This is a genomic window from Methanosarcina soligelidi, assembly GCF_000744315.1.
GTDB classification, from domain to species: Archaea; Halobacteriota; Methanosarcinia; order Methanosarcinales; family Methanosarcinaceae; genus Methanosarcina; species Methanosarcina mazei.
Map to the genome: position 1 here is coordinate 1,537,904 of NZ_JQLR01000001.1, position 26,967 is coordinate 1,564,870.

Below are 26,967 nucleotides of genomic sequence, written 5' to 3' on the forward strand. Positions count from 1 at the left end.
ACTTTATTTTTTACTTTCTGCCATTTTTATATCTTTTATCTGAGTGTCTTTATATTTTTTATCTGAGCGTCCTTAAATTTATTAACACTGACTTAACTATTTACTAATATTTCCTGCACCCTGATTCTAAACAGGCGGAATCGGAAGACCAAAATTATATCAAGTACTTCGATGTTTCTTGGAATCAATTTAGAATCAATTTATCTCTCCCGGCAGCATGTTCGTGCGCTTATGTATATTTATATTCCTAGCTTCGGGAAACGGTATTAAAAGGAGCAGGCTTAATTTCAGGATTTTTTACTTCCCGGAATATTGAGACAGCCAGAAAGGTTAAAACCATGCTTGAAAGACTGAAAGATTCACTGATCAGGTCCCCTATAATCAAGCGAGGGGAGTATAACTATTTTATCCATCCTATTTCTGATGGGGTACCTTCCATCGACCCTCACCTGGTAGAAGAGATTTCCGATTACATCTCAGAGATCGCAGATATGAACGTTGACACTATCCTGACCGTGGAAGCTATGGGCATTCCGGTTGCAAATGCGCTCTCCCTGAAAACCGGGATTCCTCTTACCATTGTCCGGAAGCGGCCTTATTTCCTTGAAGGGGAAGTTGAACTCTCCCAGAGCACAGGGTATTCGAAGGGCGTCCTCTACATAAACGGGCTAAAAAAAGGGGACAGAATAATTATTGTCGATGACGTTATCAGTACAGGAGGTACGCTCCTTGCCCTTGTAAAAGCGCTGCAGACAATAGGTGTAGAGGTAATGGATGTGATTTCCGTTATCGGGCGCGGCGATGGTTACCTGAAGCTGAGGGAGCTCGGAGTTGAACCCAAGATTCTCGTCACAATTGATGTGGGCGAGAAAGGTGTGGAGATTAAGAATGTCTTTGGGAATCAGTGAAGCATTCGACCTCAGGCCTGATTACATAATCAGCGTAATAAAGGATACCAGAGCAAAGCTTGTGGGCTTTCAGTTTCCTGAAGGGTTAAAACGTAAGGGCCCGGAGCTGGCAAAGAAGGTCGAAGAAGCTACCGGAGCTGAAATTATTATCTCAGGAGACCCGTGTTTCGGAGCATGTGACCTGGACAGGACTCTCCTCTACCACGTTGACATACTTTTCCATTTCGGACATGCGGAACTGGAAGACATCAGGCTCTCGAATAAAGTCTATTTTATCGAAACCCGGTCTTCGGTGGACGTCCTGCATGTTATTGAAAAGGCTGTCCCTGAGCTTAAAGGGCAAAAAATAGGGCTGATCACTACTGTTCAGCACGTCCATAAACTTCCTGATGTATGTGGCGTGCTGGAGAGAATGGGAAAGACCTGCGTAATCGGGCGTGGTGACTCCAGAATTGCTTATGCTGGACAGGTTCTCGGCTGCAATTTCTCTGCAGCCCGGGATGAAGACTGTGATGAGTATCTCTATATCGGAAGCGGAGATTTCCACCCCCTGGGGGTAGCTCTTTCCACAAAGAAACGTGTCCTTGCAGCCGATCCTTTCTCTGGAGAGGTCCGCGAGGTTGACCCTTCAAGGATTCTGCGCCAGAGGAGTGCGGTAATCGCAAAGTCCCTGGATGCACAGGTCTTCGGGATTATTGTCTCAAGCAAAAACGGGCAGAAGAGGATGGAGCTTGCTTCTTCCTTAAAGGAACTTGCAAAGAAGCATGGAAAAGAGTCACACCTTATACTGATCGACCTCGTAACTCCGGACCAGCTGCTCCAGTTCAAAGTAGACGCTTTCGTAAATACAGCCTGCCCGAGGCTTGCTATTGATGAAGTGGGACGTTTTCCTGCCCCTATGCTGACACCCCAGGAGTTTGAAATAGTGCTTGGGGAACGCGAATGGGAAAAGCTTGTGCTGGACGAAATCACTGAAGAACCTGTATGATTGGGAGTAAATGGCTGCATAATCATACATTCGTGGTCGAGCAATTCTAAAATTAAATCTAATAATACTAAAAGACAAAGGATATGAAACAGAGAAAACTTGAAATGCTGCTTGAGGAAATTGAAGGCTTTTCCGATCCTGAACTTGAACTGGAACAGTATCAGACACCTTCTCTCCTTGCTGCTGAAGTTCTTCATTTCGCTTACATGCAGGGAGACCTTGATGATTCAGTCCATGACCTGGGCTGCGGTACGGGAATCCTCGCAATAGGGGCAAAGGTTCTGGGAGCAAGGAAGGTTGTGGGGTATGATACTGACCCGGGAGCTCTTGAGGTTGCACGAAAAAATGCTGAAAAGATCGGAGTGGACGTTGAATTTATCTGTTCCGATATCTCTGAAGTCTCGGAACGGGTAAAAACCACAATTATGAACCCTCCTTTTGGGGCAAGAGTTAAGGGAAGGGACAGACCCTTTCTTTCGTCAGCATTAAGAACAAGTGAAGTAATATACTCCATCCACAACCGCGGAAGCCTTGCTTTTATCCAAAAGTTCATTAAGCCTGCGGTCATTACACATTCGTACGTTGCGAAGTTCCCTATAAAGAGGACTTTTGACTTTCATCAAAAAGAAAGAGAGGTTATTGAGGTAGAGATTTACAGAATTGCTGTTCATGCCTGACCTGTATTCAGGGAACCTTTTAAGGCGTCATGTTTTGCAGCTTATCTCTTTGTGCTTCATTCTGAAAGGCGGAATTAATAAGCTTATTGAACAAAGAAAAGATCATAAGATAGAGAATAAATCCATAATACCATAAATAAATCCACATTAACATTGTATAATCGGGACTGATGACTTCAGATATGCTTTTTGTGAGCAATCGTGACCGACATCCAGCTTTCCGCCAGCAGTCCCACAAAGGCTATAAAAATTGTTACAACGATTATCTATATTATTAATAGCGATAATTCGAATGAGGGATCATGATTAGAATTCGAAAAAATAAGACTACCAGGAAAAAATTAACAGGTCCTGGTGAAGGAAAGAACGGAGCTGAGAAATCGGCTCCTTCAAATGAAGAAAGCAGGGATCAATTTAAGGGTCAGCAACAGGATCAGCCCAGGACTCAATTTAAAAGCCAGCCCAGGGAGCAGTCAAGAGACCAGTTTAAAGGTCAGCCCCGAGCTCAGTATAAGTCTCAGCCCAGAGACCAGTCAAGAGGGCAATTCAGAGACCAGTCAAGGGACCAGTTCAAAGGCAGCCCTGATAAAAAGAGAAAATTCCCATATTCCAAGAAAGGTCCCAGAGATAGAAAGGAAACTCCGGGTTTCAGGCCCCCCACCGCAGAAGCCGTTGTATCTGAAGAAGATCTCGAAAAAGGAGGCTTTGTACTTCCTGGAGAACTTGTCGGAACCACAGAAGAGTTCAAATCGGGCAATGGAACTGCAGTAATTGCAGGGGACATCTATTCCACTGCTACGGGTAATGTGCTCATTGACAGAAAAGCCAGAGTGGTCTCGGTAAAGCCAAACACAATTACTCCAAATATCCTCAAAGTAGGAAATGTCGTGTACGGGCGGATATCTGACGTCCGTGAGTCCGGGGCAATGGTGGAAGTCGCAGGAATTGAAGGGAAAGAAAACAGGGCAATCGTTAGTGTAAGGACCGGGGATATTCATGTCTCCAGTGTGAGAGATTCCTATGTGAAGAGGCTGGCAGATGAGTTCAGGCCTTCTGACATAGTAAGAGCAAAGGTAGTTGACGTTGAGAGGATGCGCCTTACTACAGCTGAAGATTCTCTTGGAGTTGTAAAAGCTTACTGTTCAAACTGCAAAGGAGAACTTGTGCTGGAAGGGAAAAAGCTTAAATGCCCGGTCTGCAATATGACTGAAACCCGCAAGATCTCAACTGAGTATGGGAAAGGGATCAGGTAATTTCCTCTTCCTCTTACTTCAGGGATTTACGGCAGGTTAAAGATTTTACGGCATATTTATGACCGGTTAAATTCACCATTTACAGGTGGTCACCAGTGGAACTGAACATTCTTAACAAAACAAATAATGAGCTTGAAGTCGAGCTTAGAGGCGAAACTCATACCCTTCTTAATCTTCTTAAGGACCTCCTGATTAAAGATGAAAGGGTTGTAACGGCTTTTTACGATATGAAATATGTGAGCATCAGTGACCCTGTCCTTTATATTAAAACCGATGGTGCGGATCCTATTCTGGTTTTAAAGGACGTGGCAGCAATCATTGTTTCTGAATGCGACGAATTTATCGATGTCTTCAGCAAAGCAGCAAATGCTTGAAACTGAAGATCGCAGGACGTCTTTTTAAGGCGTTTTGCCCATTTCTTTCTTTCAGCAGGAAACATTAGAGAAATAAAGATCATTCAAAGATCATTCGTCCACTTTATACGGTGGGATGTCTTTTTAGAATTGTTTATACTATTTCTGGAATACTTTTTTATGAGTTCTCTGCATATCATTGAACCGCAGAGCCTTAAGCAATTTGATTTATAATTAACATCGGGCTATTCAGTGAGTAATCCTAAATTTAAGGTTAAATTCATGCTTTAAATAGGAATTACAGTTCTTACATGAGGTATAATAAATGACACTTGATGACTCATCCTTACAGAAGTTTGGTTTCATAAAGAGAGAGACCCTCGGCAGCATAAACATCGACCCTCTTCAGACAGGAGGACTTTTGACCGGGGCTGCTAAACAGGCACTTGTTGAATGGGGAGACGGTTATTCTGTCTGTGACTTCTGTGGTGGAGTTCTCGACCTCGTCAAAAAGCCTCCTATCCATGATTTCGTACACAAAGCCCTTCCTGAGTTTCTGGGCTGCGATGAAGCACGGGTTACAAACGGGGCAAGGGAATCCAAATTTGCTGTCATGCATTCCATGGGAAAACCCGGAGACTGGGTTGTACTTGACGGGCTTGCCCATTATTCTTCTTATGTTGCAGCCGAAAGAGCCGGACTGAATATCAAGGTAGTGCCTCACGCAGGCAGCCCGGAGTATTACCTTGACCCGGAAGGGTACGGAAAGGCGATTGAAGAAGTTACGAAAGAAAACGGGAAGCCTCCGGTTCTGGCACTTGTTACTTTCCCTGACGGAAGTTACGGTAACATCCCGGATGCTGCAAAGATTGCGTCGGTCTGCCATGAATATGATGTGCCTCTTCTTCTTAACGGGGCATATTCCGTAGGAAGAATGCCTGTATCTGCAAAGGAAATCGGAGCTGACTTTATTGTAGGCAGCGGGCATAAGTCCATGGCAGCTTCAGGTCCCGTTGGAGTGCTGGGCGTAAGTGAAGAATATGCTCCTGTCGTATTCAGGAAATCCGTACACAACAAGGTAAAGGAAATTGAACTTCTTGGCTGCACTGCCCGCGGAGCAACAGTTATGACTCTGATGGCTTCTTTCCCTGAGGTTGTAAAACGAACACGTAACTGGGACCAGGAAGTTGAAAACGCCCGCTGGTTCTCTTCAAGGCTTGAAGGCATGGGCTTTATCCAGCGCGGGCAGAAACCGCATTCTCACGACCTTATGTTCTTTGAAGCTCCGGGTTTCTACGAGATTTCCCAGAAAGTCAAAAACGGCAGATATTTCCTCTACAGGGAGCTAAAAGAACGCAATATTCACGGCATCAAGTCCGGGCTTACAAAATATTTCAAACTCAGCACCTTCGGGCTCGGAAAGGAAAAACTCGGTACTGTTGCAGATGCCTTTGAGGATATCCTGAAGAAATACGAAAATATTTAATGTCTTTTATGGAGGTTTTCCTTCCTCTTTCAGTAATTATGAAGGATTGCCTCCTTCTTTCAGTAAATTATTTTTTGATTCCCGGTTATTTCTCAGTTGAATTTTAAATTCCGGGGCTTCTATATTTTTTGGCTCAGGCTGCTTTTTACTGCATCACCGGTCATCTTACTTCTTCATTTCCACATTCTCAACATAACCTTCTCCGCGAGGGGTTGGGATATAGAATGTCTTGCCTTCTTCTTCAACTTTTTCGATATAAAGTGCATCTTCCAGCATATTAAGGTGGAAATTTGCCATGGAGTCGTTCAGGTTAAATTTTTCTTTTATTTCCTCAAAGGATTTTCTCTCACTTCCAAGCGAAATAAGGATCTCTCTTCTTGTGGTGTTCTGAAGAACCTTGAGTCCGAACTTATGATCTTCCGTGGGGTTTCGCGTTAGCTTTCCTTCACGTTTCATCCTCTCGAGCCATTCTTTTTTTATTCTTTCACTTTCATCTGAATCCATGTTCTATCACCTTTTCAAGAGCATTTTCTGGAACAAGTTTGTATTATGATATCTATCTCTCTATTTTTTAGACTAATAATATAAATAAATATCGTTATCTTTATATATCATTTTAATCTTTCAGATGACCTCTTATTCAGCTCTTATGTAAAGGTTCTATTGCTTCGCAGAACTTTTTTATTTTATTGTTCAGAGTTTCAGCACTTAATTTATAAATAGGCAGGGGTTTTTTTCTTACATGAAACTCAACCCTGAACTCGAATCTATCGAAATGCTTGCAAAAATTATACTGACTGCAGCCCGTACAGCCCCGAAAGGCAAAGGAATTGATGACATCGTAACCTGCCTCTTTTCTCAGGAGGAAAAATCTGAACTTGCTGACCGGATGGAAGAGCTGAGCGGGATTAAAGACTTTAAGTTCCTCATCAGGGATGCAAAGAACGTAAGGGATGCCGATGCGATCGTCCTTATTGGCCTGAAAGCCTCGGGAGCAGCCGGTCTTGACTGCGGAGCCTGCGGGTTTGATACCTGTAAAGAGATGCTTGAACAGGAAAAGGTGCAGAAAGAGTTCTTCGGACCCCAGTGCATGATCAAGTACGTTGACCTCGGAATTGCTGTGGGCTCTGCTGCTGCAAAGGCAAAAGATCTCTGCATCGACAACCGCGTCCTTTATTCTGCAGGGGCTGCTGCCTGTTACTTTAAAATGATTGATGCGGATGTTGCAATGGGACTTCCTCTCAGTGTTAAAGGGAAAAACATCTTCTTTGACAGGGAATCAACGAGAAAATCCTGAATTAAAGTTAAAAACATAAATTGGGTTCTCACTATATGCTAAAAAACCGTTTGAATAATAAATCCAGTAAAGAGCAAAAATAAGAAGAGAGCAAAAATAAGAAGAGAGCAAAAATAAGGAATAAATAAAGCTAAAAAAGAAAAAGACGGATTTCAAGAAATTGGGTTTTATCCGCCAGTTACTTTTTTACTATAATTTTTTGGAAAGCTGCTTACCTGAAACTTTTCAACTGCTCAAAATCCAGGGTTGCAAAGTAATCTTCGATGGTCTCTGCCCTGCGGATCTGCACAACGCTTCCGTCTTCTCTCAGCAGGAGTTCGGCTGAGCGGAGTTTTCCGTTGTAGTTGAAGCCCATCGCATGTCCGTGTGCGCCTGCATCGTGAATTGCCAGGATATCTCCTATTTCCACCTCGGGAAGCATCCTGTCGATTGCAAACTTGTCATTGTTTTCGCAGAGAGAGCCGGTCACATCATATTTATGAGCAGGTGATTTCTTTTCTTTTCCAAGTACCGTAATATGGTGGTAGGCACCGTACATCCCTGGACGCATCAGGTTTGCCATACAGGAGTCCAGGCCCACGTAGTCTTTGTATGTGCTTTTTAAGTGCCTGACCTGAGAGATAAGATATCCGTAGGGACCCGTAATGACCCTGCCGCATTCGAGGTATACTTTGAGAGGAGCAAGCCCGTTAGCTGTGATTGTGGCATCATAAGCCTCTTTTACACCTTTTGCCACGGCTTCAAGGGAGACGGGCTCCTGCTCTGGCCTGTACGGGATGCCTATTCCTCCTCCGAGGTTTACGAACTCGAACTGAATTCCCAGTCCCTTTGAAATCTCGACTATAAGTTCGAAAAGGATCCTTGCGGTTTCCACAAAGTAATCAGAGTTAAGCTCGTTCGAGGCGACCATTGTGTGCATCCCGAAGCGCTTTACTCCTTTGTCCCTTAGGATCCTGTACCCTTCAAACATCTGTTCCCTTGTAAATCCGTATTTTGCCTCTTCAGGCTTTCCAATGATTGCATTTCCTTCTTTCAGGGGTCCTGGATTGTACCTGAAGCAAACGATCTCAGGAAGCCCTGCGGATTTTTCCAGATAAGGGATGTGGCTGATATCATCAAGGTTGATAAAGCCGCCAAGCTCTTTTGCCTTTATAAACTCTTCAGACGGCGTGTCATTGGAACTGAACATGATGTCACCGCCTGTCATCCCCGCTTTTTCCGCAAGTATGAGTTCCGGCAGAGAACTGCAGTCTGCCCCGAAACCTTCCTCTTTGAGGATCTTAAGAATGAAGGGGTTGGGAAGGGCTTTTACTGCAAAAAACTCCTTGAAACCCGGAATATCTTTAAAGGCGGATTTCATTCTTCTGGCGTTTTCCCTTATGGCTTTCTCATCGTAAATATGAAACGGAGTTGGGTATTTTTCCATTATTTTCAGGATATCTTCTTTTTTGAAGGGCAGGTTTTTTGAAACCATTATCGTAACCTTTTGTCTGATTTTTGTTTATCAATTCTATATCTATTCTGTATCAATTTGAACTTTTATTCCTTTATTAGTCTTTCCTCTATCCAGCAGCTCCGATTTACTATGTTTCCGAGTAAGTACTCATAATTATCTCTGACTTTTACTGATTTTATCTGGATACAATTTCAGAACTAACCGGTTCATGAATTATAAGTTTTATGAGATTATGAGCAGAATTACCGGAAGGCTGGCATACAGGCCCATTATATTTGCCCTCTATATCATGTATTTTCCATGCATGTCAGTTCCGGCTAGCTTTCTCAGGTATGTGATATCTGTTAAAGTTGCCAGCTGGCTCAAAGAGCCAGAAAACAACGATTTTCATGTATTTTAATCCCAATCAGGTGCTGCCTATTCCCTCCAGGAGTTTTTCCATCACCCTGTCTATGGTGAAACTGGCTGCCTTCTGACGTGGCGGGAATTCTATGAAAGTAGACAAAAAGTCACCAACTATTTTTTGGGCCGGTATCAAAAGGAAAGCATGGTCAAGCATCCAGTCATAGTATGTATTGGAGGTCATGTCTGCGCGCTCATACGGGTCTGTTCGAAGATTGAATATCTTTGGAACACGCAGAGGTACAAAGGGCTCAGCCCATACCTGCAGGGTTCCGACAGCACGCTGTTCCATGAACACCAGTTTCCAGTTGTCATACCGTGCTGAAACCAGGTCCCCGTCATCGGAGAAGTAGAAGTATTCAATGCGCGGGGACTTTTTTTCCTTGCCTGTAAGGTGAGGTAACAGGTTATAACCATCGAGATGCACCTTTAAGTTCTTTTCACCGCTCTGGTGTCCTTTTTTAAGTTTCTCTCCTATATCCGGCACTCCTGCAGCGGCAAGGAAAGTTGGCATCCAGTCCATGTGACTTATGATCTCGTTGGATACAACGCCTGCAGGTATCTTACCCGGCCAGCGCACGACTTCAGGAACGCGGAAAGCACCTTCCCAGTTTGAATTTTTCTCACAACGGAAAGGAGTCATGGCTGCATCGGGCCAGGAATTCATATGAGGTCCATTGTCTGTGCTGTACAAAACGATGGTATCCTCGGCAATACCCAGCTCGTCAAGCAGGTCAAGCATCATGCCAACCTGCCTATCGTGCTCGATCATTGCATCGTGATACTCCGACTGCCAGCGCCCTGCCTGACCTCGGATCTCTTCAGGGACATGCACTCTGAAATGCATCCAGGTGGTGTTGAGCCATACAAAAAAAGGCTTACCTGCTTCTTTCTGGCGCTTAATGAAATCAATGGCAGCCTCTATGAACTCAAGGTCAACCTTCTCCATGCGTTTCCTGCTCAGCGGACCTGTGTCTTTGATCTTTTGTCTACCCACACGACCCCAGCGCGGGTCCTCGGTAGGATCATCTTCATCAGTGGCCCACGAATGCATCACTCCCCTCGGACCAAACCGTTCCCTGAAAAGTGGGAAGTCCTCCCCGGGAGGATAGTCAGGCAGCTCAGGCTCTTCTTCGGCATTCAGGTGGTAGAGGTTCCCAAAGAACTCATCAAAACCATGAACTGTAGGCAGATATTCGTTCCTATCTCCAAAGTGATTCTTGCCAAACTGGCCTGTTGCATATCCCTGGGCTTTCAGAAGTTCAGCAATGGTAGGGTCTTCGGGTTGCAGTCCTGTCTTTGCCCCGGGCAGGCCCACCTTGCTCAGTCCTGTCCTGAAAGGGCTCTGGCCTGTAATAAACGCTGCACGTCCGGCTGTGCAGCTCTGTTCTCCATAGGAGTCTGTGAACCTCATGCCTTCGTTGGCTATGCGGTCTATGTTAGGTGTCCTGTACCCCATTAATCCATCACTGTAGCAGCTGAGATTGCTGATACCGATGTCATCTCCCCAGATGACCAGAATATTTGGTTTCTTTTCTCCCATTGTTTATTCTCCTTTCTGATTATCGACAACCAGAATTATCGCGTGCTAATGTATTTCCGCCCCCTCTTCCTTCAAGACCCTCCTTTACCGGATATCGGATTTTTCTTTAATGGTGCCATTTTTTTTTCCGCAGCATTTTTCGCATGTACAGTATCCACGTAAATTACATGCCCATTTCCTCTTTCTTTACCCTGGTATCCTTGCGTCCATGGCAGCGTTTGAACTTGAGCCCGCTGCCACAGGGACAGGGTTCGTTGCGTCCTGTCCTTTGAAAAGCTTCATCAAGAGCCAGAATCCTCATCACCTCTGATGCCGGGTAACCCCTGCGCATCAATCCTGCCATTATCTGCATCGGATAATCGACATGCTGGAAGAAAGCTTTCCAGCCCTTACAGAGGTAGTTCAGGCCGTATTCTCTTGAAGGAGTGGTCAGGAAGCGATTTTTAGGACATTCTCCCCTGCAGGCGAAGAACACCTCGCATTCCCGGCATACCTGCGGTAGAGTGTCGCGTTTATCCTGCCCGAACCTGTACTGCTTTTCCGAAGCAGCAAGCACTCCCAGCTCATTTTCCATAATATTGCCCAGGAGGTATTCCGGTTCCACAAAATGGTCGCAGGAGTAAAGATCTCCGTTATGCTCAAGAGCGAGCCCGGTCCCGCATGTCTCCTCAAAAACGCACATTCCTGAAGGCAGCCCCAGCCATCTGCGTGCAGAAGCCTCAAAAGTCTGCACAAATACCCTTCCAACATCATTTCTTACCCATTCGTCGAAAATGCGGCTAAGGAAACCTCCAAACTGCTCGGGCTGCACAGAACGGTCCGAGACTCTGTCCCCTTGCTGGTAAAGGGTACGCCCTTCATCATTGATCCTCTCAATAACCGGGATAAACTGAATCCAGTCAGTCCCTGCTTCATCCCGCAGGAATCGGTAGACTTCCAGCGGATAATCGGCATTGACCCTGTTTACTGTGGTCAGGACGTTATATTCCACGCCGTGTTTCTGCAGGAGGCGGAGCCCCTTCATGACCCTATCGAAGCTTCCTCCCCCTTTTTTGTCCACCCTGTAGGCGTCGTGAAGTTCACGCGGTCCATCGATGCTGATCCCTATTAGAAAATTGTTTTCCTTAAAGAACCGGCACCACTCGTCGTCCAGCAGCGTGCCGTTTGTCTGCATTGTATTTTCGAACGTCATGCCTGGTTTTCTGTACTTTTCCTGCAGCTCGACGGCACGCCGGTAAAAGTCGATGCCCATAAGCGTGGGTTCACCTCCCTGCCAGGCAACGGTCACCTGCGGACTGTTGTGGGCTGCGATGAGCTGCCTGATATAGTTTTCCAGTATTTCATCTGACATTCGGAACCTGCTTCCAGGATAGAGCAGTTCCTTTTCAAGAAAAAAACAATATGTGCAGGCCAGGTTACAGATAGCCCCTGCTGGCTTTGCTAGAACATGAATGCGATGAGGAAGGCGGTTTTGTATTGTCATTCAGAACTTTCTCCCTGAGTAAAATAGACTTTCCTGTGGGCTGGAAAAAGTCTATGCATCACTTTTTGTTTTATCCAGCATTCATTTCCTATTCTTCTTCAATTACTGAGGCCTGCATGTCTGTCATCACGTCAGGTTTCTTTGAATGCCCCTGCCCGGAGAATGCAGAATAGAAGATTCTCAGGCTACTGTCAATTACCTGCTAAATGGAACCTGCTGCTACTCTTATGGTTATGCTTAAGAATAGAACACAGAAAAACAACCCAGATAGCATTCACAAGAGATCTTTTCTTAATGCACCTGCACTTGTCAGGCCCTTGAGAGAATTGAAGCTACCATCAAAGTTGTATCCGGAAGCGCTGACTCTTCAGCATCCCTCTCCTTCTTTTTACAAGATCTTAGCTTCTATAAGCGTAATATTATTTATGAAATAAAATATAAGTTTTATGAAACTAAAGATAGAAACAAAATCCTATAAGGGGTTTAAACCTGATTTATATCTTTAAAAATGACTTTTATTAGAAAAATTCAGGTGTAGAGGAGGTGTAGAAGGCTTTTCTGTGATATTTATATCCAGAATAGATTTTTTCTCTATTTTAATACAAAATATCCCTTTCCAAGAAAATAACAACAAAATTTTGATTTTTTCTTTCAATCCCTGAGTTTCTTGAAAACCTCCTTAAGCCTGGAGTACGGGTAGGTATTCACAATATCTTCTTTTTCAAGCCAGCTCCTTCTTGCCTGTCCGAGCCCGTAACGCATGGAAGCAAGGTCAGATACGGAGTGGCTGTCCGTTGAAATGCAGAACTTTAGCCCATAGTTTTTCGCCCTGAAAATAAGCTCATCGTTAAGGTCGAGCCTCGAGGGCTGGCAGTTAATCTCCATAATTTTCTTATTTGCCGCCGCAGCCTCAAAGACTTTCCCGAAATTAACCGCATAAGCTTCCCTTTTCCCTAGCAGCCTGCCTGATGGGTGGGCAAGTATGTCAAGGTGACTGTTTTCAAGAGCAGTGATAATCCTTCCTGTCATCTCTCTTTCCGATGATGCAAAGCCCGAATGTACAGCTCCGACCACAATATCCAGCTCTTTAAGGATCTCATCAGGATAGTCAAGGCTTCCGTCTTTAAGGATCTCAACTTCCGAGCCCCTGAGAACCTTTATCCTGAAGCGCTTTGACAGACTTTTGATCTCTTTCCACTGCTCTTTCAAAGTTTCAATATCCATTCCGTTTGCAATTCTCTGGGAGCGCGAATGGTCTGTAACTGCAATATATTCGTATCCCATAGCTTCGGCGTTTTCTATCATAGTTTCAAGGCTCTCTGTCCCTTCGCTGTAATCCGTATGCATGTGCAGGTCTCCCCGTATGTCTCCTGCATCCACAAGCTCTGGTAGTTCATTCTTTGCTGCAGCCTTAAGTTCTCCCCTGTTTTCCCGGAGTTCAGGTGCGATATACTCAAGCCCGAGTTTCCTGTAAATTTCCTCTTCACTTTTGCCTGCAATCCGTTCTCCCGAATTTTTGGAATACAGCCCGTATTCTGAAAGCTTATAACCTTCTCTGAGAGCAATATTTCTGAGTCCGATATTGTGTTCCTTTGAGCCCGTGAAATATTGTAAAGCTGCCCCGTAGCTTTCAGGCGGAACTACCCTGAGGTCTATCGCAAATCCCTCTTTAAGGATCACACTGCTTCTGGTTCTGCCTTTTGAAACAACCTGTCCTGCTTCGGGGAGAGAAACAAATGCATCCATAATTTTCCCTGCATCTGCTTCTTCTGCTTCTGCAAGGATGTCAATGTCCCCAATAGTTTCTTTCAGCCTTCGCAGGGAACTTGTATAGATGATCCTGGAGAGGTCTAACCCGGGAGTTCCGTTCTTCAGTTCTTCTTTCAAGCCGGATATGATTTCTTCGGCAAGCGGGAGTGCCTTTCCAAGCGGGATTCTTGAATGGCTTTTTTCATAGTTTTCAATTGCCCTGGCGATATTTTCTTCACTTTTTACCCCGAAGCCTGAAAGCCTCCTGATCCTGTGAGATTTAACCGCATTTTTCAGGTCTAACATGGTTTTTATCTCAAGCTTATCTGCAAGCTTTTTCATCTTTTTTGCTCCAAGCCCCCTGATTTCCATCAGTTCGGCAGTGCCTGAAGGGGCTTTACCTTTCAAACCCTCAAATTTTTCTACCTTCCCTGTTTTCAGGTATTCGGCTATATGGTCGGCAATGGATTCACCTACGCCGGGAATCTCTGTAAGCCCCTTTTTTCCTTTTTTCTCGTAGACTTTTTCAATATCTTCGCCAAAATTCTCTATGTTCTGAGCTGCCCGCCTGTAAGCTCGCGGTTTCCACTCTATCTGCTGGAACTCCATTATATCAGCAGTTTCATACAACAGTTCTGCAACCTCACGGTTTCTCAAAGGCTCCCTCTCACTCTGTTATTTTTCCTGCTATTTTCAAAATATTTTACTTACACTCTTCCACTTTTCTTTTACTTTTTAAGTTCCGTCCTTCAGGTCCCTTACTTCCTTAACTGTCATGGCATCATATGGAGTTTTGTCGTGCCTTATTCGTAAGAACCGGGGGAAACGCAGTGCAAGTCCTGTTTCCTCTTCTCCTTCTCCTGCCGTATGTCCGGGGCTGTTTGTGATCTCCGAGCCAAGGACTTCGATAACTACTGCAGGTTCTATAAAGATATCAGGAAGCATACCTTTTTTAATGGAAACGTCTTTTGGAATTTCGCTTACGATATGGTCTGAAAGCAACCTGTTGATCTCTTCTGCATCCTCTTCAGTAAAACCAGTTCCCACTTTTGTCAATGTTTCAAACCGCCGTTCCTCTTCATTCAGGACTGCACAGAGAAGAGCTCCAAATGACCCTTTTCTTTTCCCTCTTCCGTAATAACTCCCCACAACCACGAGGTCAAAGGTCTCTCTCATCCCCACGGAATACTCCTGTTTCCATTTGAACCAGAACCAGCTCCTTTTCCCGGCTTCGTAATAAGAGTTGCTGCTCATGGACTTGACCACTATTCCTTCAAGCCCCTTTTCTATGGTTTCGTTAAAAAAATCCTCAATTTCCTCAACGCTTTCCGTAACGATTCTTTTTGACAGACGAATTATTCCTGACTCAACAACGTTCATCTCAAGCAAAGCCCTTCTTTCAGGATAGGGCCTCTTTAGAAGGGGCTCTCCGTTAAGGTAAAGGATATCAAAAAAGAATACTGCTACCGGGCATTTCTTCCTGTAATTTTCAATCTCGTACTTTCTTCGCCTCTGCATGAGGTTCTGAAACGGGTAAAATTCTTCTATCCGGTTACCGTTTCTTTCCAGTTCTGCGTATGCAACTATTTCTCCATCAAGCACTATTTCTTTTGCAGGGACGGTTTTTCTGACATCTTCGATAATTTCAGGGTACTGGGAAGTTATGTCTTCAAGCCTGCGGGAAAAAGCTTTAATCCCCTCACCGGTTTTATGTACCTGCACCCTCTCTCCATCATATTTCTCTTCAGCAGCTTTTTTTCCCTTAACCCTTTTTTCAAGCTCTTCAAAACTTTCGACTCGCTGGGAGAGCATGGATTTTACCGGCCTACCCGGTTTTATGGAGATAAACCCTGTAGCCCTTGCTCCGTTTTCTGCAAGGATTTTTGCTAGCTCCCCGATATCCGTACAGACGCTGTAGCTTTCTTTTATTTTTGCGGCATGTTTTTTGTCCCCTGTAAATGCGATTGAGAAAGCTTCGAGCAAGAACTGGTCTCCGAACCCCAATCTTAGCCTTCCGAGCACAAGTCGCACTATATATTTACCTTCTTCAGGTGTGGCTTTTTGTAAGATATCCGAAAAAAGGGCTGTTTTTTCTTCCTGACTGCCTTTTCCTGAGGTTTTTTTTATCCGTAGAAGCCTTTGAAAAACATCCTCAATGGTCAGGGAAGATTCTCTTTTTTTGCTGAGCTCAAAAGCCACATCTCCAAGGTCTCCTGTTCTTGCATACCTTTTCCTGACATCTTCTCTGGTAACTCCGTAAGCTCCTGCAATGGCCCTTATGGCAAGCATGTCCTTGATCCCCAGGGTTGTGTTTTCAAAGGCAGGCCCGGTGCTTCCAAGAAAAAGATACGCACTGTCCTTCACTTCATCTCCTTTGAGATTCTTAAAAAATTCAGAAATCCTTCTTACGATTTCCCTGTGGGACGTGGTCTTCTCAAGCTCCTCAAAAAGCTCTGCAAGCTCTTTAAACCTCACCATTGCCCCTCTCCGAAAAAGCTGGTTGAAATTTCTACAATAACTATTCCCTGCCCCGGTCTTTATCGCTTTGCACCCTCAAATTTCCAAAAAAGAGATTTCATTCCTGCAGAGGGCAAGCCGGTTCTCCCGAGTGTTTTTATCACTGTCACCGAAAACTTTAATATCTAAAAGATGCATGAGAAGAGTACATAGCAGTTCCTTAGACTGTGTGCGACTGTGGTTTAGTGGCTATGACCTGAGCTTCCCAAGCTTAGAACCCGGGTTCGAATCCCGGCAGTCGCATGAGCTTTTTTAAATTACAAAAAACGGATATTTTTAGGGTGTTTTTATTTTGTTTTTACTTTAAGCAGCATCTAACTTATTTTGCCGCTGTTTTTCTTTTGAGCTTAGCTTAAGTCATAATTTCAGGCGCAATTTTTATTTCTGAAGCTTAAGCTTCAGAAAAATCAAGCGTAAATTTTTTCCTGTAAACCATTCCCTGAAATATTGCCACAAGGTCTCCTTCATCATCCGTGATATTAACAGTGTATGTGGCAATTTTAGGATTTATTGAAGTTTCTTTTGCTTCGGCTATAAGAGTGCCTTTTGTTGCGGCTTTTACAAAAGATATATTTGAGTTTATCCCAACTGCAGCAATTCCGTATGCATTCGAGGCTGCAGCAAAAGCAAGGTCTGCGAGAGTAAACAATGCGCCTCCCTGCACTGCCCTTAATGCATTAAGATGTTTTTCTTCTATCTCCATTCTGGCTTTTGCATAGCCTGGGGCGGCTTCCAGCAGTTCTATGCTTGAATGCATGGCGAATTTATCCTTTTTAAAAAAATTAATGAGATTTTCCATAATAATAGCTCCGGTAAGTGCCAGTAAAGTATTGTCAGCAAAATCACTTTTCATTTGCCATATTTTTAATTAAAGTTATGCCTTTGAATGTGCCTGGAAGTTATTATAACATTTCTCTCTGGAAAAACTATCTTTTTATGTTATTTTTTCTTCAAGTACTTATGAGATTCATTTTAAAACTGACTTTAACCCGAAAGGAACATCTTATTGTCCTGTTCCAGAAGACCGGTCTTTTATCCTGATAAGTGGTTTTATTTCTCCTTATACGCGGAGGTGAATATGAATAACTTCCTTCATGAGGTCCGATGTATTCATATTTTCCTGAAATAGGAACCAGAAAACTCAATATTCGAAGTTACAGGGCATGATTTGTCAGAAGTACCGGATGGAATGTGTAATATGGTAAAAGAATGGGCTGAAAACTGCTTAAAATAAGTTATTTAGATTTCCTGTGTCTCTATTTTTAAAAATTATGGCCTGGAATATTTCTTTTTTGAAGTTTTTGCGCAGAAGCTGTATAAATATCATAAAAAATATACTTTTGTGGTCAATACCATTTTCTGAGCATTTATTGACTCTGAAACTCTAAATTACCCCTTCTATAGTTCAATAAAGATTAATTATTTATAAATTCCCCTTTTATTATTAAAGTGGTTATTATTAAAACCATTTTTATTTAATCAAACTCTATGATTGCAATCGGTCCATAAGACCGGACTCGTATACGGGGGGTATAGAATGAAGATGAAATTGATGGTTTTCCTGTTAGTATTATGTCTGGCTCTGCCTATTGTGGCCGTACAGGCACAGACAGATGTATTCGGAAACATGGAGAACATAAACATGATCACAACCGGCGATATTACTGAAACCATTACATGTGATATCATCGGAAATGCGGTCATTGTCGAAGAAATGGAATTTGAGGATAACATGAGTGATGATAACATGAGTAATGTTACTGACGGTATGAATAACGCCACCGGTAATACGACTGATGTTAGCAGTGATATGAATATTCCCGAAACGCTTGAGGTAAGCGGGAAGATTATTCTGATCAAAGATATGGGTAACATGACAGAAAAAGCTGTCATGGCCGGAAAAGTTGATGGTATACCTGGAAGCGTGGTCATCTTCGGAAAAACGGATGGCATGGCAGAAGGTATGGATGATGCCACTGAAAATATGACTGAGACTGCCAATAACATTACTGAGACTGGAAATAACGTTACTGAGACTGCCAATAACATTACTGAGACTGTCAATAATGTTACTGAGACTGCCGATAACGCAAATAATGCTACAAATAACGCTACCAACGATACCAGTAATATGGATGTCTCCAGAAACATAACCATAATTACAACCGGGAATATGACCGGAACAATCATGTTGAACACGTCACAGGGCATGGATAATGCCAGCGGTATGAATAACATGACAGAAGGCATGGACAACATGACTGTACTTACGGCTGGAAATATGACCGGAACCGTGACCGGCGATATGACCCGAAAAATGGTTGTAATCAAAAACATAGCTGATGCCGCCGAAATATCCGAAGCAATAGCCAATCTCACTGAAACGGACACAGGCACGGCTAATATGACTGAACCCGCTGCATACAATTTCACCGGGAACATGGTCATAGTCAGAAGTACGGACGATGTACCCGAAATAGATGAAGAGGATATAGATGATCTGATTGCGATGGACGGAAATACGGCTATTATCGGGGCTATGGATAACACAACCGAAATGGAAGAAAACACCAATCAGGGCGTGGAAAACGTAACCAAGAAAATGGTCGCAGTCAGAAATATCGATGATATGGTCAGAATCGTGACATGGACGGTTATCTGCAACATAACTCAGAACACGGCTACCATTGAAGATATTGGTGATCTGGTCGAAAAGATGACTAACGTGACCACTGGAAATGTGACCAACGTAACTGACAATGTTACAGGCAACATGACCAATGTGACCACGGACAACATGACCGGTGTAGCTGATAATGTTACAGACAACATGACCGGTAATATGACTGGCGTGACCACCGGAAATATGACTAACGTGACCGGGGACCAGACCGGCAATGTTTCAAACGTGCCACTCAAGCTTGAGAGCATCCAGGAAATCGAAAACGACCGGGAATTTAATAAAATGTGGTTCGTCTACATAAACGGGGAACCAGCTCAACAGGATTTCGGGATGAACAAAGTAAATGAAGGAGACGTAATAAGCTTCTGGTACACAACTGAAGATGATGGAAATGCGGTACTTGGAGATGCTCGTTACGTAGCTAATATCACAGTTGTCGATGAAGCAGAAGAGCAGGAGAACGAAAATGAGGATCTTATTGTATTATTCGACAATACGGTAAACCTCACTGAAGGGACCTTTACCTTCACGCCTGAAGGCTCTAACCAGGAGTCTGAAATCGATAACTTTACTGACATTGGAGCTCTTAATGCGAGCGGGCTTGAATTTGTCGCGTCAGTTATGGACAATGCGACTGACGACACCAGTGACGACATGGATGATATGAATAACGACGACATGGGTGAAGACGATACCAATAACATGGACACGGGTACAGAAGGCATGAATGAAAACGACACGGACGACATGAATGGAGATGACAGTACAAATAACGACATGTAATTGATCAACAGTGTCTTCCGATTGGAAACTCTGTTCTGGAAGTTTGGGCTGTAAGTCTATATGATTTGCAGCTCTCTTCTTTTTTACTAATATGATATCCTTAAAAAATGTAGATCTTCAGGGTTACTTCTGCATTTTGCTATACTAACAATTTCTCTTTTTTGACATGTTCAACAATTTCTCTTTTCTGTCGTATTCAACAATTTCTGCTGAGAATCAATTCTTTCGAGTTTTCATCTCCAGGAATAATAACCGCATAAAACAGTTCTCTAACTAAAAAAGGTCTGTCTGAGAACCTTAAATTATCTCATGAGACTAATAATATTTACAGATTTTTTCTTTTACTATAATGCACACTTCTTTATTTTTTATATAATTTGAGATGAGAGAGCATATGGACAAAGAACAGATACAGCGGGAACGTTTGGACCTGCTTTCCCAGATTAACGAGATTCTGGATTTTCCTTTGATTTTGCTGTCAATAGTATGGTTAATCCTTATTATTGTTGATTTTGTCTACGGGCTTTCCTCACGCCTGCAAACGGCAAGTACTGTTATCTGGGGTATTTTTATAGCTGATTTTTTTGTTGAACTGTATATTGCTCCGAAAAAAAAGGTTTATTTAAAGGAAAACTGGCTTGTTGCTCTTTCTCTCTTCCTTCCTGCTCTGAGGATATTAAAATTATTCCGCGGTTTCAGGCTATTTAAACTTTCAAGTTTCATCCGGTCATTTAACCTTGCCAGAATTCTTTCTTCATTTAACAGGAGCATAAGGACTGTCAGAAAGGCTGTGAGACAGAGAGGGCTGGAATATGTCCTTCTGCTTACGGCTCTGGTAACTTCTATAGGTGCAGCAGGGATGTACAGCTTTGAAAGACCTGGTCTCAGTTCCTACTGGGATGCTTTCTGGTGGACAGCAATGATTATGACGACAATTGGAAGCGATTACTGGCCTGAAACCTTTGAAGGACGGATTTTAACTTTTTTCTTATCCGTTTACGCTTTTGCAATTTTTGGATATATCACAGCAGCCCTTGCCAGTCTTCTTATCGGAAAAGAGAAGGAAGAATCTTCTAAAGAAATTGTGGAACTGCGGAAGGAAGTGCAGAGGCTTTCCAGTGAAATAAGCAAGTTTTCAGAAAAGGAAAAAAAGTAAATTTAAGTCTTCCTAAAATAAAGCTGAGTAAAATTTTAATGAATTTGTGGTCTGTACCTGACTCTCTTTTATTTTCAAGCCTCTCCAGGGGTTTTAATGAGTCTGACAAGTCCTATAAAGGCTACGAGCGCCCATGTCCCTTCAAGGATTACGAAAGGCATGTAATCAATAAGTATCGAAGCATAACATGAAAGCCCTGCACCGACCACGTTTAGCATAGCATATGTTTTTGTATCCTGCATCAGAATCTTGAAGAGATTAAGGAGAAAGGCCAGCAGTAACATGAGTACGCCTGTTGAGCCCACTATCACTGAAAATTCAACCATGAACAGAAATATATTTTTACTTATATATCTTTTTTCCGACACCGATTCTCTTATGTATGAATATACCTGTTACAGTAACTGCCATTATAATTGCAATGATTCTCATTATGTCCTGTTTAAAATCGCTCCCTATCATTAAAGCGTGAGCTGAAACAAGCAAAAAAGCCAGGTAATTCAGGTAATGCACCTTCTTCCAGTTTCTGTATTTTCTCCTGTAAAGGGCAATGCCCGCAGCCAGGAGGAATAGATAGAGTGCAGTCCTGCCGCCCAGTGCGAGAAAAGTCTCTACAGGATATAATACTGGCAGGAAAATCGTGAAGTCCTGAGCTTGAAGGGCAAGGCTTAAAGGATGAATCAGGATTAACAGGACTCCAATTCTTGCCAGATTATGGTGGGCTCTTAAAAAAGGCATTCCTGATATTTTTCTCATTTTAGCCATGTATTCGGAGCTGAGTATTGAAAGGAAAATTGCCAGGTATCCGAATGTTGCTGCAAATCGGGCTATCATCCTAAGGGGTTCCCCGGGTTTCTGCAGAATAAGGTATGTTATGAAAAGGATCATTATCACAATAATGCCATAAATTAAGTAAAATTGCTGATCTTTTTTTCTGTTTCCTGGAGTTTCTTTGCCTTGTTTATTGCCGGTTTCTTTTCCAGTATCTCCCCTGCTCAAAATATTACCCCCTCATTTGTCTGCTGCTTTTAACAGCACTGATTTTCTGGAACATTTCTGTTATCAGAATCCAGTATAAGTTTTTCTTATGGTGGTTCATCTCCTGTGAAATTAGCTTTATATAATTGTATTCTGTAAATAACTCCAATCACATAAATCTGATTCAGTTAAAAAAAATCTCTTCCCACTGCTGCTTTTTTAGGCAACATCCCTTTTATCTTCCTCAATCTGTTACTGTAGTTTCACTAGACTTTGTATAAATAATAACATACTAACGATCAGAAATGGTAAAAATCGCGTTTTAATAAAGAAATTGTATAAACCTATAATATAGGTTATATATTTTTCAATAACATTCGTTTCTAATTTATATTTCTGTATATATTATATCATTCCGGTACTAATTTTGTGTTGGTATTATGCGTTGGTATAATTTTAAGTCACTTTCATCGGTAACAGGGCGAGGACAGAATCTACTTATTAATTACCGGGGAATGGATTCTGTGTTTAAATGGTAAAATTGTATGATACAATACATCTCCGATTGAAAGCAAATAAAAAACCAACGGACTTAAAATACTATCAATAAGATGAAAATCTGGGGAGTATATAAAATGTTAAAATCAAGATTTAGAAAGGCGCTGGTTCTTTTGCTAGCAGTCTTTTTTGTAATGGCATCGACAGTTGCATCAGTAAGCGCATGCTCTTGCAATAAGAAATGTGACTGTGACGACAGATATGACTTTAAAGACAAATGTGACTTTAAAGACAAGTGCGCTCCTAAAGACAAATGTGACTTTAAAGACAAGTGCGCTCCTAAAGAGAAGTGCAAGATTAAAGACAGGTGCGACTTTAAAGATAAGTGCGCTCCTAAAGAGAAGTGTGCCCCTAAAAACAAGTGCACTGTCAAGTGTTACAACTACACTGGCTATAAGTTCAACAGCTGTTTCTCTATCCTGTGGATGTTTTTCGGAGACGTCTTTGACTGCGGGAAATGCTTTTCTAAATGCTGCTAATTGAACATAAAAAACTAATGAAAAGACTGAACCAGACATAAATTAAAGCTAACTGCGGCCTGTTAAAACAAAATAAATTGTTACGGAATTTCATTATATCGTATAAATCATGATGATCTGTAACATTCAAAGCAGGCCGGGATTAGCTTTTTACTTTTTTATCACTTTATCTGGTAATTAAAGTAATTTTTGCATCCATACCGTATCAAAGAACTTCCCGTTCTTTTTTCCCGCTTCCCTGAATCTTCCACATTCCGAGAACCCGTGGTGGCTGTGGAAACGGATGCTTCCTTCATTGAGAGAAGAAATGCTTGCCAGGATAGAGTGCAGCCCTTTTTCCCTGGCGCCTGAAAGGAGGTGTTCGAGCATTAAGGAACCAGTTCCTTTTCCCGTGAACTCGGGCCTGATGAAATAAGATATCTCGGCTGTTCCGGAAAATGCAGACATTGGAGAATAGGGGCGGAGCATACAAAAGCCCACGAAGTTTTTATTTTCATCCCTTACGACAGCATTCGGGTATCCTGAAGTGACCTGAAGAAAGAACTCGAAGAATTCGTAAGGAACCCTGGTCTCAGGATAAGCAGCAAAACTGTTCTCAATATAGTAATTGAAAGTATCAATCACAGCCTCCCTATCTTCGGAAGAGATTGGAGAAAATTTGTATCCCACTTTACTCACCTGTTTTCCATGTTTCAAAAATTTTATTTTGCCTGTCCGTAATCTTTTTTCTGGTTTGCTAATCTATTACCGGCTCTAAATTGTATAGTAGCTATACTATCTATCGCAGATTTGCTATTTTAATTTAGCTGTTAAACAAAAAATTATTTTTCTGGCTGGGTTTTAGTTTGTCCGGGATTAACGCGGGATTTAACCTGTTTTTTACCTGTACCTCTCCATACACCGGTCAAGCATCCTTTCAAGATACCCGTAGACTCTGAGAAAGGTCTCCATTTCAGAACTGCTCATACCCTCAAGCTCCTTTCTTATTCCGGCTTCCATTGATTCATGGAGAGATTTATGCCACTCAAAGGCTTCCCTGCCGAAATCTGTCAGTTCGAGCATGACGTCCTTTTTATTCCCAGGAACTCGGACCTTTTTTACAAGCCCTTTTTTCTCAAGCTTTTTGACCATCTGGGAGATTGCCCCTTTAGTCACTCCTAAACGGGAAGATATTGAAGTCAGGTTTTCTGCCGGGTTTTTACCAGCAGTTTCAATCAGATGGAACTCCGAAGGATAGAGAAGAACACCATGCCCCATGTCCACAGGTTTTTTTTCAAGAGCATACGCTTTATTCAGGATTCTGATCCCGTTTTCTATAAGGAGATCTACTTTTTCGTCAAGGCTCAGTTTATCCACTTCTGCGTCCCCGGGAATGTTTTAGTCTGCATATTTTTTAGTCTGCGACTTTATTTCTCTGAAATTGGACGTGACTTACTTATATTCTTTTTTATACGACAAATTCTACTTGCGTTTGCTCCTTCGGGGAATTTCATGCCAGTATTATAATTTTTTGCCTTCTATAAACATTCTGATTTCCGAGACTTCCCTTAAAACAAACCTGAATCTCCAGAATAAAGGCTGCTGTAGCGTTCGAAAATGAAAGAAGAACAGACTGAAGTTTCAGAACTCTCCGCAATTGTTTTATATTTATGTAAGCCTGTTATTATCCGATGACTGCTTAAGAGGTCCTTGACTGTTCTGGGATCTCTTATTTTTGTCTTTATCAATTCAATAGGGAGGAGCGTTTGATTGAACAAACAGAATTTAGTGTATTTAGCCTCTTTTTTAGTAATTTTGATTGCAATACTGATTTTTGCCCCGCGGGGCGGAGAACGTCCTTCGGGGTTTACAAATGTAAGCGTTGAAGGAGCAAAGGAATTGCTCGACGAAGAAGATGTATTTTTGCTTGATGTCCGGACACCTTCCGAGTTTAATTCTTTTCATATTGAAAGTGCAACCCTGATCCCAGTAACTAACTCGTCCGGATCCAGTCTAAGTTCTGATAAACTGCTTGAAGCACGGGTGGATGAGGTTCCTGAAAACAAAAAAATACTGGTTTACTGCAGATCAGGGCACAGAAGCATTTTAGCGAGCAAGATCCTTGTAAATGCCGGATATTCGCAGGTATACAATATGGAAGGAGGCATTAACGCCTGGACAGGTGCAGGGTATCCGGTTGTAAGTTCGGAATAACCAGGAAACTGCAATCTTTTGATATCTCCATTATTTATGGAGAAATATGATTTATTCATCTCTGTTTCATAGCTCAGAAAATGAGTGCGTTTTCACAATTCCAGGCGCCCTTTCCCTTTTTGGAGCTCAGGATGGTCATCTTTCATGGCTTCTATTTCGTCCTTTGAGAACAGCAGTTCTATCATATTTGCTCTCGGGTACTTTGCATACAGGTAGCCTCCTGTGGAAACTATCAGCCCTCCTATAAATACGAATATCAAATCTATCATCGTATCCGGGTGGGGTTTTTGAAGTTCAAACCCGAGGAATGTGTCAAGGACATATTCTACAATTTCCCAGATCCCTCCTGCAGCCATCGAAATTGCAAATGAGAAAAACGCTACCATGAACGGACTCAACTGGACATGAGATTTTACTTCTTTCAGGCGATATATGACTGAAAAACTGATCAGGGCTATGTTGACCCCCATCAATAAGTGCAGTAAAATATCCCACCACCAGATCCTCTCAAAGAATGACTTGAAGCTCCCGAGGTATGTTCCAAGGAAAAGATACACAAGGATAAGAGTATCAATGAGACTTGGAAAATTTGCACTGAAATCTTTTCGTATAAGGACTGGAGATAATATCAGAATCAGAGCAATTACAGATAATGCAAGGTCCAGAAGGTTGTTCACAAAATACGACGCTACTCCTATAATGGTTATGAAAACCATATACGATAAGTACATCCCCACCCGGATCTTATCCTTTCTTTTCATAATTATATACTTAATTTTATATATATAAATCTTATATCCTGCATTTTTTCTTCTGGAATTTTCAGGGTTCTTTCAGTAAAAATGCTTGCTTTCATTGTTATATTTTTAAATGGTTGATGAATAAGCCACTGAATATTTGTTCTGTAACTGAAAAGACTTTTATGCCCTTAAACCAAAACCAGAAATGGAATACTAATTGGAATACAGACCAGGGGGATAACATGAACAGAGGAAAAGATGCATCCGAAGGAAAGGGTTCTTTAGAGCCCAGGGAGAGAGGTACGGACTTCGAAGTCCCTTATGCACGGGAAAACATTCAAAAATGCATGTGCTCACAGTGTCCGGTTCAGTCTGACAGTAAATGTGCACAGGACAAACTTGAAAGCTCAAAAAAAGCAATGGAAAAGATGTCTGGAGAAAAAGTTCCTGACCCCAGAGATGTTCCGGGACTGTACTGCTCGACAGACAAAGCTACATGCCAGGACCTTAACCCTGACAGAAAATGCATCTGCAATACCTGTGAAGTCTGGAAAGAGTACAACCTGGGAGAGGGAAAGCCGTCTCAGTACTTCTGTATGAACGGCAAAGCAACCTGATTTCTGTTTGAAAGGTAGTAGTTTTTCATTTACATGCAATTTTCATTTATTCACTGTTACTACTTTTTTATTATAAAAATCATAAAATTAAAAGAAAGATGGAAAATTAATTTTCATACAAGGTATTCTTCTGCGGTCATTACTTTTGCAAACATTTCATCCAGTGCAGCCATGAAAGACGCATGAACAGTACTGGCAGGCAGGAGTTCATCTTTGAATTTAAGATCACGAGTAGCACAGGCATCGGCAATAAGGGTAGATGTAAAACCGAGTTCTTTTGCAGCCCTCACAGTTGTGTCTATACACATATGGCTCATTGCCCCGCAGATTACCAGATCTGTCACATTTTCTTCATTCAGCCGTGAGAGAAGATCAGTCTGGAAAAAGCTGTTCGGGAAATGTTTCTCAATAACTGTTTCCTCTGTTAGGGGCCGGATGCTGTCATGGATTTCCGCTCCTGGAGTCCCGGGTGTGAAAAAGGAAGCTCCGGGCCTGGTAGAAAGGTGTTTGATAAAGAATACTGGCTCGCCTGAAGCACGAAATGCTTTAAGGAGACCAGCCGCCTTTTTTGACGCGTCTTCCATGCCTGCAAGTTCCATCCTGCCTCCTGGAAAATAGTCGTTCTGAATATCAATAAGAAGAAGGGTTTCTTTCATACTGCCAGTGAA

Annotated in this window: 26 protein-coding genes and 1 tRNA gene; 14 read left to right on the forward strand and 13 right to left on the reverse strand. The window is 42.5% G+C overall.

The annotated features are described in order from the left end of the window. Window positions 1–338: 338 nt before the first annotated feature. The 6 genes from hpt (at window position 339) to pscS (ending at window position 5,665) form a co-directional block, all read left to right on the forward strand. Window positions 339–908 carry a hypoxanthine/guanine phosphoribosyltransferase gene (gene hpt / locus M886_RS06795; protein WP_015412150.1) on the forward strand — a complete coding sequence of 190 codons (570 nt, stop codon included), beginning with the start codon at window positions 339–341 and terminating at the stop codon, window positions 906–908. Beyond that, a complete protein-coding gene (gene dph2 / locus M886_RS06800; RefSeq protein WP_048050916.1) occupies window positions 889–1,896 on the forward strand; it encodes a diphthamide biosynthesis enzyme Dph2 in 1,008 nt (335 codons plus the stop codon). Before hpt ends, dph2 begins: the two co-directional genes overlap by 20 nt. An 83-nt stretch (window positions 1,897–1,979) precedes the next feature. Continuing rightward, window positions 1,980–2,573, forward strand: coding sequence for an METTL5 family protein (locus M886_RS06805; protein WP_048050917.1), 594 nt, complete (start codon window positions 1,980–1,982; stop codon window positions 2,571–2,573). Window positions 2,574–2,875: 302 nt separating this feature from the next. Further along, a complete protein-coding gene (locus M886_RS06810) occupies window positions 2,876–3,826 on the forward strand; it encodes an exosome complex RNA-binding protein Csl4 (protein WP_048040786.1) in 951 nt (316 codons plus the stop codon). 95 nt (window positions 3,827–3,921) lie between these two features. Next, the gene (locus M886_RS06815) at window positions 3,922–4,200 is read left to right on the forward strand and encodes a DNA-directed RNA polymerase subunit L (RefSeq protein WP_048044055.1); all 279 of its coding nucleotides are present in this window, start codon (window positions 3,922–3,924) and stop codon (window positions 4,198–4,200) included. A 304-nt stretch (window positions 4,201–4,504) separates the two neighbouring features. After that, on the forward strand, window positions 4,505–5,665 hold the full coding sequence (gene pscS / locus M886_RS06820; RefSeq protein ID WP_048040789.1) for an O-phospho-L-seryl-tRNA:Cys-tRNA synthase: 1,161 nt from the start codon (window positions 4,505–4,507) through the stop codon (window positions 5,663–5,665). A 165-nt stretch (window positions 5,666–5,830) separates the two neighbouring features. Here the strand turns inward: pscS and M886_RS06825 are convergent, their stop codons facing one another. Continuing rightward, entirely contained in the window at window positions 5,831–6,169 is a 339-nt protein-coding gene (locus M886_RS06825; protein WP_011033817.1) for a winged helix-turn-helix domain-containing protein, read from the reverse strand. A gap of 238 nt (window positions 6,170–6,407) precedes the next feature. On the opposite strand from M886_RS06825, the gene M886_RS06830 reads away from it, so the two are divergent. After that, window positions 6,408–6,962 (forward strand): ferredoxin domain-containing protein, encoded by a 555-nt coding sequence (locus M886_RS06830; RefSeq protein ID WP_048036531.1) that lies wholly within the window; start codon window positions 6,408–6,410, stop codon window positions 6,960–6,962. 211 nt (window positions 6,963–7,173) lie between these two features. Here the strand turns inward: M886_RS06830 and lysA are convergent, their stop codons facing one another. Next, complete coding sequence (gene lysA, locus M886_RS06835) at window positions 7,174–8,436, reverse strand: diaminopimelate decarboxylase (RefSeq protein WP_015412155.1); 1,263 nt, start codon at window positions 8,434–8,436, stop codon at window positions 7,174–7,176. A gap of 214 nt (window positions 8,437–8,650) precedes the next feature. Here lysA and M886_RS18620 point away from each other — a divergent pair, with 214 nt between their 5' ends. Beyond that, on the forward strand, window positions 8,651–8,818 hold the full coding sequence (locus M886_RS18620) for a hypothetical protein (protein WP_155395583.1): 168 nt from the start codon (window positions 8,651–8,653) through the stop codon (window positions 8,816–8,818). 6 nt (window positions 8,819–8,824) lie between these two features. Here M886_RS18620 and M886_RS06845 read toward each other — a convergent pair whose 3' ends face one another. From M886_RS06845 to M886_RS06870, 4 genes are all read right to left on the reverse strand, one after another. Next, on the reverse strand, window positions 8,825–10,363 hold the full coding sequence (locus tag M886_RS06845; protein WP_015412159.1) for an arylsulfatase: 1,539 nt from the start codon (window positions 10,361–10,363) through the stop codon (window positions 8,825–8,827). Between the two features lie 163 nt (window positions 10,364–10,526). Next, window positions 10,527–11,846, reverse strand: coding sequence for an anaerobic sulfatase maturase (locus M886_RS06850; protein ID WP_015412160.1), 1,320 nt, complete (start codon window positions 11,844–11,846; stop codon window positions 10,527–10,529). Window positions 11,847–12,497: 651 nt separating this feature from the next. Next, a complete protein-coding gene (gene polX / locus M886_RS06865; RefSeq protein ID WP_048050918.1) occupies window positions 12,498–14,252 on the reverse strand; it encodes a DNA polymerase/3'-5' exonuclease PolX in 1,755 nt (584 codons plus the stop codon). Window positions 14,253–14,330: 78 nt separating this feature from the next. Beyond that, window positions 14,331–16,073, reverse strand: coding sequence for an ATP-dependent DNA ligase (locus tag M886_RS06870; protein ID WP_200880716.1), 1,743 nt, complete (start codon window positions 16,071–16,073; stop codon window positions 14,331–14,333). Between the two features lie 210 nt (window positions 16,074–16,283). Here M886_RS06870 and M886_RS06875 point away from each other — a divergent pair. Further along, window positions 16,284–16,355, forward strand: a tRNA-Gly gene (locus M886_RS06875). Between the two features lie 148 nt (window positions 16,356–16,503). Here the strand turns inward: M886_RS06875 and M886_RS06880 are convergent. Next, on the reverse strand, window positions 16,504–16,965 hold the full coding sequence (locus tag M886_RS06880) for a PaaI family thioesterase (protein ID WP_084685050.1): 462 nt from the start codon (window positions 16,963–16,965) through the stop codon (window positions 16,504–16,506). A 684-nt stretch (window positions 16,966–17,649) separates the two neighbouring features. On the opposite strand from M886_RS06880, the gene M886_RS06885 reads away from it, so the two are divergent. Both M886_RS06885 and M886_RS06890 read left to right on the forward strand, forming a co-directional pair. Next, the gene (locus tag M886_RS06885; RefSeq protein ID WP_235203890.1) at window positions 17,650–19,578 is read left to right on the forward strand and encodes a DUF4430 domain-containing protein; all 1,929 of its coding nucleotides are present in this window, start codon (window positions 17,650–17,652) and stop codon (window positions 19,576–19,578) included. Window positions 19,579–19,972: 394 nt separating this feature from the next. Beyond that, window positions 19,973–20,734, forward strand: a complete 762-nt coding sequence (locus M886_RS06890; RefSeq protein WP_052728076.1) for a potassium channel family protein — start codon at window positions 19,973–19,975, stop codon at window positions 20,732–20,734. Between the two features lie 74 nt (window positions 20,735–20,808). Here M886_RS06890 and M886_RS06895 read toward each other — a convergent pair whose 3' ends face one another. Next, window positions 20,809–21,060, reverse strand: a complete 252-nt coding sequence (locus M886_RS06895) for a CBU_0592 family membrane protein (RefSeq protein ID WP_137726713.1) — start codon at window positions 21,058–21,060, stop codon at window positions 20,809–20,811. 16 nt (window positions 21,061–21,076) lie between these two features. Continuing rightward, window positions 21,077–21,733 (reverse strand): ferric reductase-like transmembrane domain-containing protein, encoded by a 657-nt coding sequence (locus M886_RS06900; RefSeq protein WP_048046746.1) that lies wholly within the window; start codon window positions 21,731–21,733, stop codon window positions 21,077–21,079. Window positions 21,734–22,347: 614 nt separating this feature from the next. On the opposite strand from M886_RS06900, the gene M886_RS18245 reads away from it, so the two are divergent. Beyond that, window positions 22,348–22,749: a hypothetical protein gene (locus tag M886_RS18245; RefSeq protein WP_152558001.1), complete on the forward strand. Its 402-nt coding sequence runs from the start codon at window positions 22,348–22,350 to the stop codon at window positions 22,747–22,749. A 177-nt stretch (window positions 22,750–22,926) separates the two neighbouring features. On the opposite strand, the gene M886_RS06910 is transcribed toward M886_RS18245, so the two are convergent. Both M886_RS06910 and M886_RS06915 read right to left on the reverse strand, forming a co-directional pair. Further along, complete coding sequence (locus M886_RS06910) at window positions 22,927–23,418, reverse strand: GNAT family N-acetyltransferase (protein ID WP_011033835.1); 492 nt, start codon at window positions 23,416–23,418, stop codon at window positions 22,927–22,929. Window positions 23,419–23,628: 210 nt separating this feature from the next. Beyond that, window positions 23,629–24,105 carry a MarR family winged helix-turn-helix transcriptional regulator gene (locus M886_RS06915; protein ID WP_048050920.1) on the reverse strand — a complete coding sequence of 159 codons (477 nt, stop codon included), beginning with the start codon at window positions 24,103–24,105 and terminating at the stop codon, window positions 23,629–23,631. 393 nt (window positions 24,106–24,498) lie between these two features. On the opposite strand from M886_RS06915, the gene M886_RS06920 reads away from it, so the two are divergent. Further along, window positions 24,499–24,942: a rhodanese-like domain-containing protein gene (locus tag M886_RS06920; protein WP_048050921.1), complete on the forward strand. Its 444-nt coding sequence runs from the start codon at window positions 24,499–24,501 to the stop codon at window positions 24,940–24,942. 92 nt (window positions 24,943–25,034) lie between these two features. Here the strand turns inward: M886_RS06920 and M886_RS06925 are convergent, their stop codons facing one another. Then, on the reverse strand, window positions 25,035–25,703 hold the full coding sequence (locus M886_RS06925; RefSeq protein ID WP_235203891.1) for a hypothetical protein: 669 nt from the start codon (window positions 25,701–25,703) through the stop codon (window positions 25,035–25,037). Between the two features lie 221 nt (window positions 25,704–25,924). On the opposite strand from M886_RS06925, the gene M886_RS06930 reads away from it, so the two are divergent. Next, entirely contained in the window at window positions 25,925–26,299 is a 375-nt protein-coding gene (locus M886_RS06930; protein ID WP_048050922.1) for a DUF2769 domain-containing protein, read from the forward strand. A 113-nt stretch (window positions 26,300–26,412) separates the two neighbouring features. On the opposite strand, the gene M886_RS06935 is transcribed toward M886_RS06930, so the two are convergent. Further along, the gene (locus tag M886_RS06935; RefSeq protein ID WP_048050923.1) at window positions 26,413–26,955 is read right to left on the reverse strand and encodes a cysteine hydrolase family protein; all 543 of its coding nucleotides are present in this window, start codon (window positions 26,953–26,955) and stop codon (window positions 26,413–26,415) included. Between the last annotated feature and the right edge of the window lie 12 nt (window positions 26,956–26,967).

What these genes read in the sequence shown, in the direction of transcription:
- M886_RS06890 (WP_052728076.1), top strand. Translation starts at nt 19,973, where the DNA reads ATGGACAAAGAACAGATACAGCGGGAACGTTTGGACCTGCTTTCCCAG.
- lysA (WP_015412155.1), bottom strand. Translation starts at nt 8,436, where the DNA reads ATGGTTTCAAAAAACCTGCCCTTCAAAAAAGAAGATATCCTGAAAATA.
- M886_RS06930 (WP_048050922.1), top strand. Translation starts at nt 25,925, where the DNA reads ATGAACAGAGGAAAAGATGCATCCGAAGGAAAGGGTTCTTTAGAGCCC.
- M886_RS06880 (WP_084685050.1), bottom strand. Translation starts at nt 16,965, where the DNA reads ATGAAAAGTGATTTTGCTGACAATACTTTACTGGCACTTACCGGAGCT.
- M886_RS06850 (WP_015412160.1), bottom strand. Translation starts at nt 11,846, where the DNA reads ATGACAATACAAAACCGCCTTCCTCATCGCATTCATGTTCTAGCAAAG.
- M886_RS18245 (WP_152558001.1), top strand. Translation starts at nt 22,348, where the DNA reads ATGTTAAAATCAAGATTTAGAAAGGCGCTGGTTCTTTTGCTAGCAGTC.
- M886_RS06935 (WP_048050923.1), bottom strand. Translation starts at nt 26,955, where the DNA reads ATGAAAGAAACCCTTCTTCTTATTGATATTCAGAACGACTATTTTCCA.
- M886_RS18620 (WP_155395583.1), top strand. Translation starts at nt 8,651, where the DNA reads ATGAGCAGAATTACCGGAAGGCTGGCATACAGGCCCATTATATTTGCC.
- M886_RS06810 (WP_048040786.1), top strand. Translation starts at nt 2,876, where the DNA reads ATGATTAGAATTCGAAAAAATAAGACTACCAGGAAAAAATTAACAGGT.
- dph2 (WP_048050916.1), top strand. Translation starts at nt 889, where the DNA reads ATGTCTTTGGGAATCAGTGAAGCATTCGACCTCAGGCCTGATTACATA.
- M886_RS06825 (WP_011033817.1), bottom strand. Translation starts at nt 6,169, where the DNA reads ATGGATTCAGATGAAAGTGAAAGAATAAAAAAAGAATGGCTCGAGAGG.
- M886_RS06885 (WP_235203890.1), top strand. Translation starts at nt 17,650, where the DNA reads ATGAAGATGAAATTGATGGTTTTCCTGTTAGTATTATGTCTGGCTCTG.
- M886_RS06870 (WP_200880716.1), bottom strand. Translation starts at nt 16,073, where the DNA reads ATGGTGAGGTTTAAAGAGCTTGCAGAGCTTTTTGAGGAGCTTGAGAAG.
- M886_RS06895 (WP_137726713.1), bottom strand. Translation starts at nt 21,060, where the DNA reads ATGGTTGAATTTTCAGTGATAGTGGGCTCAACAGGCGTACTCATGTTA.
- M886_RS06805 (WP_048050917.1), top strand. Translation starts at nt 1,980, where the DNA reads ATGAAACAGAGAAAACTTGAAATGCTGCTTGAGGAAATTGAAGGCTTT.
- M886_RS06830 (WP_048036531.1), top strand. Translation starts at nt 6,408, where the DNA reads ATGAAACTCAACCCTGAACTCGAATCTATCGAAATGCTTGCAAAAATT.
- M886_RS06925 (WP_235203891.1), bottom strand. Translation starts at nt 25,703, where the DNA reads ATGAAAAGAAAGGATAAGATCCGGGTGGGGATGTACTTATCGTATATG.
- M886_RS06845 (WP_015412159.1), bottom strand. Translation starts at nt 10,363, where the DNA reads ATGGGAGAAAAGAAACCAAATATTCTGGTCATCTGGGGAGATGACATC.
- hpt (WP_015412150.1), top strand. Translation starts at nt 339, where the DNA reads ATGCTTGAAAGACTGAAAGATTCACTGATCAGGTCCCCTATAATCAAG.
- pscS (WP_048040789.1), top strand. Translation starts at nt 4,505, where the DNA reads ATGACACTTGATGACTCATCCTTACAGAAGTTTGGTTTCATAAAGAGA.